6 protein-coding genes and 1 riboswitch are annotated in these 11,871 nt (G+C 58.1%); of the genes, 3 read left to right on the forward strand and 3 right to left on the reverse strand.

Going from position 1 to position 11,871, the window contains the following annotated elements; translation table 11 throughout:
* Positions 1-93: 93 nt before the first annotated feature.
* A complete protein-coding gene (locus ED655_RS13820; protein ID WP_162993537.1) occupies positions 94-1,305 on the forward strand; it encodes a hypothetical protein in 1,212 nt (403 codons plus the stop codon).
* Positions 1,306-1,559: 254 nt separating this feature from the next.
* Complete coding sequence (locus ED655_RS13825) at positions 1,560-3,650, forward strand: S46 family peptidase (protein WP_122050656.1); 2,091 nt, start codon at positions 1,560-1,562, stop codon at positions 3,648-3,650.
* Positions 3,651-3,944: 294 nt separating this feature from the next.
* Here ED655_RS13825 and ED655_RS13830 read toward each other — a convergent pair whose 3' ends face one another.
* Together ED655_RS13830 and ED655_RS13835 are read right to left on the reverse strand one after the other, a co-directional pair.
* Positions 3,945-4,808 carry an SDR family oxidoreductase gene (locus ED655_RS13830; RefSeq protein ID WP_122050657.1) on the reverse strand — a complete coding sequence of 288 codons (864 nt, stop codon included), beginning with the start codon at positions 4,806-4,808 and terminating at the stop codon, positions 3,945-3,947.
* 205 nt (positions 4,809-5,013) lie between these two features.
* A complete protein-coding gene (locus ED655_RS13835; RefSeq protein ID WP_122050658.1) occupies positions 5,014-6,384 on the reverse strand; it encodes an NAD-dependent succinate-semialdehyde dehydrogenase in 1,371 nt (456 codons plus the stop codon).
* A gap of 200 nt (positions 6,385-6,584) precedes the next feature.
* Positions 6,585-6,799: riboswitch (cobalamin riboswitch) on the forward strand.
* A 154-nt stretch (positions 6,800-6,953) separates the two neighbouring features.
* Between ED655_RS13835 and ED655_RS13840 the strand changes: the two genes are divergently transcribed.
* Positions 6,954-7,988 (forward strand): HoxN/HupN/NixA family nickel/cobalt transporter, encoded by a 1,035-nt coding sequence (locus ED655_RS13840; RefSeq protein WP_122050659.1) that lies wholly within the window; start codon positions 6,954-6,956, stop codon positions 7,986-7,988.
* A gap of 62 nt (positions 7,989-8,050) precedes the next feature.
* Here the strand turns inward: ED655_RS13840 and ED655_RS13845 are convergent, their stop codons facing one another.
* Positions 8,051-11,035, reverse strand: a complete 2,985-nt coding sequence (locus ED655_RS13845) for a TonB-dependent receptor domain-containing protein (RefSeq protein ID WP_240993678.1) — start codon at positions 11,033-11,035, stop codon at positions 8,051-8,053.
* Positions 11,036-11,871: the final 836 nt, after the last annotated feature.

The following is an 11,871-nucleotide window of genomic DNA, read 5'->3' on the forward strand; positions in this document are numbered from 1 at the left end:
GCGGTCTTTCATCTCTTTGGCGCCTATCGGGTCATCGCCTATCAAATCGGGGCACTGCTTGCCCTGTGGGGCACAGCGCTTCTGATACGTCGCATGGCGTTGAAGATTGCTCCCGCCAGTGGAGCACTGGTTGCGGCGCTTGTTTATGAAATCTGGCCCACCCTTGCGCAGGGTGAAGGCGGCCAATCACCTGTTTTCTATAATCTCCTGGTCGCTGGTGCGATGTGTCTCATTCTGGATCACCTGCGTGATTTCGAGGGGAGCGACCGAAAGCGCTGCAGAAATATCGGCGTTCTGGTCATGCTCCTGTTCGGAGTGGCAATCCAGATAAAATATACAGTTGTTTTCGAAGGGATATTTGCCGGTTTATTCTTGATATATAAGGAGATCAGATCCGGTGCGGGCATCCGGTCTGTTATGCTCGACTCTGTTATCTGGATCTTTTTTGCAGTCCTGCCTACCGTCGCTGCGGTCCTTTTTTATGTGTCGATCGGCTATGGGCATGAATGGGTATTTTCCAACATCTCATCAGTCTTTCTGAGATCGACCGAAAGTCATCAGATCATTGCAGAGAGGTTGATCAAGATCTCACGTCTCCTGGCACCGTTTTTCTTGATCATGGTCATGAACTTCCTTTCCCGGAAAAATTTCTCGCAGCAGCAGGCGCCTTATGTCTCATTCCTGACTATGTGGTCGGCCGTCGCGTTTGGGGCATTCGCAATCTTCGGGACCTGGTACATCCATTATATCCTTCCCATTCTCGTCCCGTTCTCCATTCAGGTCGCCCCCCTCTTCTACAATCAGCTCGGCCGCAATCTGGCCTGGTTCATCGCCATTGTCGGAATCATGGCCTCGCAGTTGGGCAGTTTGAAGCATCTGAGGTCCAGTGGTGGGAAGGAGCTTTTCCTGACGCTTGAGAAAAGCGTGGATTATGGAAAATCCGGTTGTATCTTCGTCTATAGCGGCCCTGTCGAGCTTTATGATGCTTTGCCATACTGCCGATTGACGTCGCATCCATTTCCTTCCCATTTCGGTCTTCAGCGCGAGGCCGGTGCTACCGGAATGGACCCTCTGGCGGAATTGCGCTCCGTTCTCGCGCAGAAACCCGCTTATATCATCAGTCAGGAGCCGGAAGCTGCCGGGGAGAACAAGACAGTGCGGAACGCGCTGTATGAGGCGCTCTCCCGGGATTATGTCAGAATCTACAGCTGGACCCCCAGATCCCATCGCAGGGTGCTCTCTGTCTATAGACGGAGCACGGATGTCATTAAGCCGGTTCCGGTCCCTGGGCCTCTCCCGCAATAAGAATGATCATGGTCTCGCAAAGACATGGAAGAGCCATATTCCGGTCGCATCTCCATTAACTTGTTTCCCCTGAGCGGGGCGCATTCCTGGGTGCCTGCATTTCAGGTGGCGTCACAGGCGGTCGCCCCGTCATTCGCTGGCTATCACCTTTCAGGACAGTGCGGCGTGGTCATCGCGCTGATTTTGCGATTTGCAAATTGGCGCATGTTATGGATTGATACATTATATCATCATCCAGAGCCGAGCTGCTGCCCATGACCCGTGCCCGTCTATCGCTTTTCCTCTCATCGGCCCTTTTCGGGGCCGTAACGCTTGCGGACACGGCACGCGCCGATGAGGGCATGTGGACATTCGATCATCTGCCCAACGCTGCTTTGCAGAAGACGTACCATTTCAAGCCAGATGCCGCCTGGATCCAGCACGTTGTGCAATCCTCGGCACGTCTGGCCGAGGGATGCTCTGCTTCCTTCGTGTCAGGCAACGGGCTGGTCATGACCAATCATCACTGCGCCAATTCATGCCTTGCCGCGCTGTCCGACAAGGATCACGACTATTTCCGCGACGGGTTCTACACGAAGGACCTTGCCGATGAGCGTCAGTGCCCTGGTATGGAGCTCGATCGCCTCGACACCATGAAAGACGTGTCTGCCCCTGTAGCAGAAGCCACCAAGGGCAAACAGGGGGCCGCCTATTCGGCAGCCTTGCAGGAAGTGGAAAGCAAGCTAACCAAGGATTGCGTGGGCGGTGACGACGCGCATTGGCGCTGCGATATGGTCTCCCTCTATCATGGTGGGCAGACCGCGCTTTACCGTTACCGCCGCTACAACGATGTGCGCGTGGTGATGGCCCCCGAGCAGGGGATCGCTTTCTTTGGCGGTGATCCGGATAATTTCGACTATCCCCGTTACGATATCGATCTGTCGATGCTGCGCGTCTATGAGGGCGGCAAGCCGGTGAACACGCCGTTCCTGCAGTTCGATCCGAACGGCCCCAAGGCGGATGATCTGGTTTTTACCTCCGGCAATCCAGGGCGCACGCAGCGCGGGCTGCCTGCTGCAGCCCTTGCATTCCAGCGTGATGTCGCCAATCCGGCAATTATCGCCATGCTTTCCGTGCGTGAGGGGATGCTGTGGCAATATAGCCGTGAAAGCGCCGATCACGCGAAGCAGGCGGAGAATACGCTGTTCGGTATCCAGAACGGTCTGAAATCCTATTCCGGCACTCAGGCGGCACTTCAGTCAGGCGATATCGTGAGCCGACGTGAGAAGGAAGATGCCGCCCTGCAACGCTGGATCGATGCTGACCCGGCGCGTCGTGCTGCTTATGGCCAGCCTTTTGCCATGGTGGACAAGGCCGTTGCGCTTGAGAAGGATCTGTTCACGCGCAATCTGGCCATCGGTATGGTCTTCCGTGGTTTCCTTGATGACGTCATGACCCTGGTGGAAGGGGCTCATGAGCGGGCCAAGCCTGACGCCAAGCGTCATGCGGGCTTCCATGACGCCCAGCTCGGTGAAATCGAGACCAGCCTTGGTGCGAAAGAGCCTTTCTATCCGGATCTTGAAACCGCCTCGCTGGCTCTCAGCCTGACCAGCCTGCGCCAGGTGGCAGGTGCTGATGACAGTCTTGTCCATCTGGCCCTTGGCAATGATGCACCGGAAGACGTGGCGGCGCGCCTCATCAAGGGGACGCATCTGTCTGATCCGGCGCAGCGTCTCGCCCTGTGGAAAGGGGGTCTGAAGGCCATCGAAGCCTCGACCGATCCGCTGATCGTCTTTGCCCGCAAGCTTTATCCCGATTATGCGTCACTTCATGATCGTATGCGTGACGAGGTTTCCGCCCCGCTGCACAAGGCTCAGGGCGATATTGCCCGTGCGCGCTTCGCTCAGGCCAAGGCTGAAAATCGCCTCGATGCGTTGTATCCCGACGCCACGTTCTCGCCCCGCCTGTCCTATGGCACCGTCAAGGGCTGGCGCAAGAATGGCACGGATGTCGCGCCCTTCACGGATTTTGCGGGTATGTATCGTCACGCCACCGGCAGCGAGCCTTTTGCTCTGCCCAAGCGCTGGCTGGATGCGAAGGCCAATCTGGATCTGGCAACGCATCTCGATTTCGTTTCGACCAACGACATTGTGGGGGGTAACTCCGGTTCTCCGGTCATCAATCGCGAAGGTAAGGCTGTCGGCCTGATCTTCGATGGTAATCTGCCGAGCCTTGCGGGTGATCTCTATTACGACATCAGCAATAACCGCGCTGTCGCGACCGATACGAGCGCCATCATTACCGCGCTCAGAGTGGTCTATAACGAGAAAACACTCGCCGATGAGCTGACCAACGGCCATCGCTGATCTCCGGTTGGATCAGTGCAGGAAAAGGGTGGCGCCTGGCGCTACCCCGCTCCCTGAAAAGGGAGAAACTCCCTCTAGTTCATTTGTCTGGGTTTTGAAGCGGCGACGCCATCGCAACCGTCAGCGAGGCGAAGCTGCCTACAGCATGAGTTTCTGGCCCGGACTGCGGCGCAGCGGTAATCTTGCGACCTGCCTCAGTCAAAACCAGAACTTCCCTTCAGAAAGCCCCAACATCCGGGGTTTCCAAAGGGCGACGGCCCTTTGGTGGGGCGTGGGGCAAGGCCCCACTATCCCTCAGATGACAGGCGTGCCGCCTGTTACGGCGATGGTAGCACCCGAGATATAGCTGGCTTCGTCGCTGGCGAGCATCACGTAAGGCGCGATCAGTTCGACAGGCTGGCCCGGGCGGCCCAGCGGGGTATCCTCGCCAAAGACATGCACGTGGTCGCCATGCATGGTGGCAGGAATGAGCGGTGTCCAGATCGGGCCCGGAGCAACGGTGTTGGAGCGGATACCCTTTTCACCAAGCAACTGCGCAAGTCCGCCGCTGAAATTCTGGATGGCGGCTTTGGTGGCGGAATAAGCAAGCAGGCGCGGCTTGGGGCTGTCTGCATTGACCGAGACGGTATGAATGATCGAGGCGCCGCGCTTCATATGGGGAACAGCGTGGCGGGTCAGACGGAATGTCGCGCCGATATTGGTGGCAAACGTATCATCCCACTCATCTTCCGAAATGTCCTCAAGAGTGAGGCGTTCGATCTGGAAAGCGGCGTTGTTCACTAGAACGTCGATCCGGCCGAAGGTCGAGACTGTCTGGTCAATCACGGATTTGCAGATCTCGCGTGACTTCAGGTCGCCGGGGAGGAGCAGCACCTTGCGGCCCGCCTTTTCGATCCAGGCAGCTGTTTCTCTGGCGTCGTCTGCTTCCTCGTCAAGATAGGAAAGCGCGATGTCGGCGCCTTCGCGCGCAAACCCGATGGCGACGGCACGGCCAATGCCGGAATCGCCACCTGTAATGAGGGCAATCTTGCCCGCAAGGCGACCTGAGCCCTCATAGCTCTCCTCACCATGATCAGGGAGGGGCGTCATGGCTTTGGTCTGTCCGGGGATGCGATCCTGAAGAGGGGTATCAAAGGGGGGCTTTGCGTAATCGGTCATGATGAGGCTCCGTTTTTCGGACGGCGGTCGAGTGCCGCGGGCTGTGCATTGCACCCTGTTCATCGCGAAAACGTGAGCCGTAGTTTCATGGCAAAGCGTGTCGCGGCGCTTGTGAGGTCAGGAATTGGCTTTCGTAAGGCCTTGCACAGGGCATCCTGAGGGCCTGTCACGGATCAGGTGGACGATCGTGACAGGCCGGTTTCGATCAGGCTGAACGGATCAGCTTGTGATTGACGAATTCCTCGATCCCGTTGGAGGAAAGCTCGCGGCCATAGCCGGAATTCTTGACCCCGCCAAATGGCAGTTCCGGGGCGGTGCCCGTCACATCATTGATGAACACCATGCCGGTCTCGATGCGCTCGGCAAGCTTGCGACCACGCTCGACCGAAGCCGTATGAACGGAACCGCCCAGACCGAACGGAGAGTCATTGGCAAGCGCGATTGCGGCGTCGTCATCGGCCACCGGGTAGACAATGGCGGCGGGACCGAAAATTTCTTCGTAGAAAACCGGGTTATCCTTGGTGACATGCGTCAGCAGGGCCGCCTGCATGAAAAAGCCCTCGCGATCGAGCCTCTTGCCGCCGGTGACAAGTTTTGCCCCGTGATCGACTGCCTTTTCGACCTGGCTCAGTGCGAGCTTCATGGCGTTTTCGCTGCTCATCGGGCCGTGAGTGACACCCTGTTCCAGCGGATCACCGTACCGGAATTCGGCCAAGGCGTCGGAGAGGCGACGCACGAATTCGTCGGCCAGTGATTCATGAACGATCATGCGCTTGGCGGCGGTGCAAACCTGACCGTTATTGGACATGCGCCCTGCCACGGCACGGGGGATGACCTCGTCGAGATTGGCATCGTCGAGCACGATGAACGGATCGGAGCCGCCAAGTTCGAGCGTGGTCTTTTTCAGGGCCTTGCCAGCCTGTGCGGCGACAGCACTGCCTGCACGCTCACTGCCGGTCAGGGCCACGCCACGCACTTCAGGGCGCGCAATCAGTTCCTCTGACACATCATTGTCGATGAACAGATTGGTCCAGGCTCCCTTGGGTGCCCCGGCTTCAAGAAACAGCGCTTCGAAGGCGAGGGCGCATTGCGGCACACCCGGTGCGTGTTTAGCGAGTACGACATTGCCGGCCATCAGGTTGGGACCTGCCACGCGTGCAAGCTGGTAGTAAGGGAAGTTCCAGGGTTCGACGCAGTAGATGACACCCAGAGACTGGCTGAGAACCGTCGCACGACCTTCCGAGACAGGGATATCACGCGGGGCTAGGAATTTCTCGGCGTTTTCGGCGTAATAGGCGAGGATCTTCGCAGAGAGTTCGGTCTCGGCAATGGCCTCAGGCAGAACCTTGCCCATTTCGATGGAAACCAGTCGGGCGTATTTTTCCTTGTTCTGCTCAAGGATCTGCGCCGCCTTGCTGACGATGGCCTTGCGCTCGGCAAAGCTGCGGTGACGCCAGTCACTTCTGTAGAATTCATGGGCAGCCTCGAGCTTTTCAAAGGCCTGTGCCTTGGTGTGAAGATCGAACTCGCGCTCGGTTTTGCCTGTGGCGGGGTTGATCGTACGATAGGCGCTCATCGTTTTCTGCTCCCGTTTATCTGATGTCCGGCGCTTGGCCGAACCAAAGTCACGGTCCAACAAATGCCTGGAAAGGCGCATGGTTTCCCGCAGGGGAGTGGCAATATCGGTTGGGTAACCCCTGAAACGTGCGGTTCGGGCATGAAAGAAACACCCGCTGGGAGGCCGCTGAATGCTGGCTTTCGCCTGGTTGAGACGGTAGGGTCGAGCCCGTCGAGGGTCTTGCGCGAGTGAGTGAAAAGGGAATGTCGGACGGGCTGGCTGATCCTGTAAGGATCGGGCGCGAGGCGGCAGCTGTCCCCGCAACTGTGAGCGGTGAGCGCCCTGCCGGAACCACTGGGTGCAGGTCATCCGGGAAGGGGCAGGGGAGCGATGAACCGTGAGCCAGGAGACCTGCCCTTGTCATGTCTGACGGCCAGACCGGACGGGATGATCCGGTTGTTGCGGAGAGCCCTTCTCGTGAACGAGTTTACCCTGCCTTCTGACGTGCTGCGACGTGCACGAAATGCCGTCAGGCCTGAACTGCTTCCTCATCGGGGATCTTTGATCGGGCACAGAGGGAGCCAGAGATGAGCGCTGAAACCTTGCCGGTGTCTCCGCCGTCGCTGCGCTGGCGCATTTCCCTGCTGGGGATTGGCCTGCTTCTGGCCAATATGGCGCTCTGGGTCTGGACCTTCGTCATGTTTCGCGATCGGCCCTTGCTGCTTGGCAATGCTCTGCTGGCTTATGGTTTTGGCCTGCGTCATGCTGTCGATGCCGATCATATCGCCTCGATTGACAACGTCACGCGCAAGTTCATCCAGATGGGGCGTCAGCCCTTGCTGACAGGGTTCTGGTTTGCCATTGGTCATTCCCTGATTGTTGTGCTGGCGGCGCTGGGCACGGCGCTGCTGTCACAGGCGATGCAGGATCGTTTTGGCGCATGGCGTGATATTGGTGGCATTGCCAGCACGCTTGTCTCGGCGGGCTTCCTGTTTGCCCTGGCCATCACGAATTTTGTCGTCCTGCGCGGCGCCTGGCGCGCCTGGCGTCACATACGGGCAGGCGGGGCGATCGAGGAGGTCGACCCAGAAGCGCTTCTGAACCGGGGCGGGCTACTGTCACGCCTGCTTTATCCGCTGTTCAGACTGGTCTCGCGCAGCTGGCATATGGTGCTGCTCGGCTTTCTGTTCGGCCTCGGCTTCGATACCGCGACAGAGGTTTCGCTTTTGGGGCTGTCTGCCTCGCAGGCGAGCCGGGGTGTTTCGGTTGCGGCGATCATGATCTTTCCTGCTCTGTTCGCTGCGGGCATGGCCCTTGTCGATACGGCAGATGGTGTTCTCATGCTCGGGGCCTATCGCTGGGCCTTTGTCGATCCGTTGCGCAAGCTGCGCTATAACATCATCATTACCCTGATCTCGGTGATCGTGGCTGTCGGGATTGGCAGTATCGAAACGCTGCGCCTGCTGGGTGATCAGATCGGTTTTGAAGGGCGGTTCTGGGGCATGGTGGCCTCTGTCAGCGACAGCTTCAACCAGATCGGGTTTATCGTGATCGGGCTGTTCGTGCTGGCCTGGATGCTGTCCCTGATTTTTAGCCGGGTCGATGCACGGCGCAAAAACTGACGAAGGGCTTACGGTCTTGGCGCGCCGGAGGTCGCAAGTACAACCACCGGCGGGCATCGCGTTCAGAAATGGGCGCCAATGCGCATCTGAAAGGCGCGACCAATAAGCGCCTCGTAATAACGGCCCACGCTATAGATGCCTGCATCGCGTGGCAGGGCGTTGGTGATGTTGTTCACCACGAAGCTGGTCGAGAAATGCTCGGTCACCGCATAGTCGAGTGAGAGATTGAAATAGGCGAAGGCCGGGCGTTTGTTGCCCTCATAGCGCGTGGTCGGCACCTGAAGGGCCACGAGGCTCGGGCCATACCAGATGGTCTGCCATTGGGCGTTGAAGGGGCCACGTATCCACGTGGTGTTAAGCGTGAAATTGTCATTGGGCGCAGCAATATTACCCGAAAGCAGATAGGTGCTTCCGGCATAATTGCGCGTGCTCTTGACGTAATGCACGTAGTTGCCCCGAAGGTCGATTGCCCCCGAGCTCTCGGGCAGACCCAGACGGGAGAGGGGGGTGTTGTACTCTATCGTCGTTTGAAGTGCCTGGGTTTCGTAGCTGGCGATATTATAGTAGCCGGAGCGGAAAGATGAAATCTGCCCCGATGAATCCCGGGTGAATGTCGAGCAGAAGCGATTATTCGGGTAGATGCCGGTGTCGTAGCAGGCGTTGAGCAGATCATTGGCACTCAGATAGGTGATGGCATCAGCAACTCTGACATCCACAAATGAGGCTTTGACATCGAACCCGCGCATGAAATGCGGCCTGAATTCAAGGCTGCCCGTATAGCTTTTGGAACGCTCATTGGAGAGATTCCGGTTCCCCCCGGCTGTACCCTCGACGCCGTAGGAATTGAAGTTCGAGACAAAATTCTGAGGCAGTCCGGCGCGTGCGCAATTGGCGGCTCGCAGGGCCGGGTTGGGGCCAGACGTAATGCCTGTATCGGAACAGGGATCGACACCGTTCTGATAGGTCGAGGATTGGGGGGAGTAGAGTTCGCCAATGCCGGGATTGCGTACCGATACAGCATAATTGCCGCTCAGACCAATATCGCGTGTGGGCCACCAGGCCGCACCGGTCATATAGGTCCAGTAGGTGCCGGTGATACTGTTATAGGTTACGCGCCCATTGGCCGTCAGGGAGAGATGATAGGCACCCGGGAGGTGCATTGCCGGTGAGATCAAAGGGATATCGAGCTCGCCGAAGCCCTCATGCGTATGATAGGCGCCGCCCGTATACGGGATCGACGCGCTATTGCCGTAGGGGAGATAGCTGCCATCGCCCTGTTTCCAGCCAAGCAGATAGGCGCCGGGGTCAAAATGATAGGCCTCGCGTCGATGTTCGTAGCCCAGATCCCATCGTATTGCCCCTGCTGGCAGGGTCGCCACGGTCGAGCTGATTTCGGCCTGCAGATCGCGTTGCTTGTTGCGGTTGGTCGAGCGTGACTCCGTTGTGACGTAGTCGCGCGCGGCCGGCGTCATCTGGTTGTAGCCAAACGGGTTGAGCGGGGCACATACCGCGCTGCGCGTGACAATCGGGGCATTCTGGTAGCCTGGAGCACATTCGATCGTGCCATCAGCAGCAGTGACAGCGTTCAACGCATTGACAAGGTTGGGAATAACGAGCGACGGGGCCGTCGTGGCATTGGTATTGCGCGTATACTCGCCCTGCAGCTTCCAGTTGAACTGACGGTTGAAGGCCCGGAAATCGCCATTCAGCCCGCCTTGAAAACGAAACATCTGCGATGTGGTGCGAAACAGGCCCTGATCGAGATCCTGATTGAGGCGGTTGAGATAGAATGTATCGGTTGGCAGGCCGTTTTCAGCCAGAGCCTGCTTGATCGTGCTCTGTTCGGCACCTGTCAGAAACGGGTTGCTGGTGCTCAGGGCGTAAGCGCCAGTTGTGACACCGTATTGATAATAGCTGCTGCTATAGGGCCCGGCATTATTCGCCGTCAGCGCATCGTTGAAAAGCGTGCTGCTCCATGTTCCCTGACCTACCTGGTTTTCGGCGCTGCCGCGTGCGTACCAGCCTTGCCAGCGGGCGTGGATGTGCGGATCAACATCGTAATGGCCAAGCAAGGTCAGGTTGAGCTTGTCATTTGGCGTGACGATCTGGTTGTAGTTGCGCAGGGAGATACCATCACCCCCTACGGCCTGAGCGGTGTCACCCTTGAGCAAGGTCCCTGCATTGAGCGGCACGAGCGACTGGCCGTTCTGGCTGAAGGTCAGGGGAATACCACTGGCATTTGCGATGCCGGACGCCGCCAGCCCAGCCCAGGTTGCACCATAATTGCCGCCATACACGGGAAAGTCGCCATAGGCGCCTGTCAGGGACGGCATACCGGTGAGCGATGCCTGAATGAAACGCAGGTCAGGGCTTAATACATAGGTGTAAGGGGATGCTTCACCCAGTGCGGGCCGGTGATAGACAGCCGCGTTGGCGCCGAACACATCCGGACGATCACTGGCGACGATACCGGCCTGATTGCGATATTCGACATCGAAGACCAGCCCCCCCTTGTCGTGATCGAAACCGGTGCCGGCCTTGAACGCAATCTTCTGGCTGGCGGCGTCGAGCTGTTGTGTCCAGCCGCCCTGACCGTCAAGCGAAACACCCTTGTAATGGTCATCGAGCGTATAGTTGATCACGCCAGCCACAGCATCAGCGCCATAAGCTGCGCCAGCACCGCCCAGACGGGTATCCACCGACTTGATGAGCGAGGTCGGCAACGTGCTTACGTCAACCTGCGAGCCCGATCCCACACCGTAGATTGAAGCCGTAGCCCCGCCGCCCACGCGCATGCCATCGACAAGAGTAAGGGTACGCTGTGAACCCAGATTGAGCAGGCTCACAAAGGACTGTCCGGCACCAAACATGTTCTGTGTGCCGAGTGAGGAATTGTCAGGCACGCTGACGGCAGGGTTTTCGCGCAGCAGGGCAAGCCCGAGATCGGTATAGCCTCGTCGGCCAATCTGTTCGCCACTCAGTGACGATCCAGCCATGACATTGGTCAGACGCGATTGCGTCAGGCGTGTGCCAGTGACGAAGATCATCTCTGCAGGTGGTGCTTTCTGCCCCGCGCCGACAGCCAACGCGTCGTGTTTTGAGGGCACGGAATGGGGCGGGCGATGTTTTCCGCTTGTCGATTGCACTGCCTCGCGTGGCTGTTGCCGCAGTTGAGCCTGCTCCCGCAAGGGATGGGATGTCTGCTTGTCTTGCGAACCTGCACTGGATTGCCCGGTGACCTTTTCGGACGCCAAGACAGGAGATGGGACGAAAGCCAATGTGCCAGCGGTCAGGGTAAGCAGGAGACGCAATGACCGTGTTGGGGTGAAACTTCTTGTCGTCACCCTTTCGGGAAATGGCATCAATAACATCCCATCGCTTGCGTACCGTTATCTGGCACATCATGTCCGTTTGTCTGTCGTCTCCTTGCGCTACACGGTGCGGCACAAGTGTCTTCGCCGGTCGATTGCGTGAGGCAACCGGGTGGGAGCGCTCTTCCACTATTATCCCTGCAGGCGAAAGGCGAAGGAGTATCGCGGCAAAGCTCTGCAAATATGTCATGCTGTTGTACAGCGGCAACAGTGCGTCACACATCGAACCGTGATGATTGATATTGTTTGTAAGTTTCCAACGTGACAACGTCCTATATCGGGAAGCATCCGGTCGATTTGGCAACACGTCTCCATCGGCAGTTTGCACTGTCGTTGAAAAATACTGCAAGCAAAAACCAGGCGGTCTCCACCGCAAAATAAAGGTGCTCCCTGCCATAGCAAACACAGAGTCCAGAGCGGCGTGATGGCGCCGTGGCTCTAACCGTCCTGAAGATGGGATGCGATAACCCAGGTGGAGGACCCAAACATTGTCTACAGGGTCGCTGAAGCGC

This window comes from Asaia bogorensis, from assembly GCF_900465345.1.
In the GTDB taxonomy this organism is placed as follows: Bacteria; Pseudomonadota; Alphaproteobacteria; order Acetobacterales; family Acetobacteraceae; genus Asaia; species Asaia bogorensis_A.

What these genes read in the sequence shown, in the direction of transcription:
- ED655_RS13820 (WP_162993537.1), top strand. Translation starts at nt 94, where the DNA reads ATGGCGTTGAAGATTGCTCCCGCCAGTGGAGCACTGGTTGCGGCGCTT.
- ED655_RS13825 (WP_122050656.1), top strand. Translation starts at nt 1,560, where the DNA reads ATGACCCGTGCCCGTCTATCGCTTTTCCTCTCATCGGCCCTTTTCGGG.
- ED655_RS13830 (WP_122050657.1), bottom strand. Translation starts at nt 4,808, where the DNA reads ATGACCGATTACGCAAAGCCCCCCTTTGATACCCCTCTTCAGGATCGC.
- ED655_RS13835 (WP_122050658.1), bottom strand. Translation starts at nt 6,384, where the DNA reads ATGAGCGCCTATCGTACGATCAACCCCGCCACAGGCAAAACCGAGCGC.
- ED655_RS13840 (WP_122050659.1), top strand. Translation starts at nt 6,954, where the DNA reads ATGAGCGCTGAAACCTTGCCGGTGTCTCCGCCGTCGCTGCGCTGGCGC.
- ED655_RS13845 (WP_240993678.1), bottom strand. Translation starts at nt 11,035, where the DNA reads ATGATCTTCGTCACTGGCACACGCCTGACGCAATCGCGTCTGACCAAT.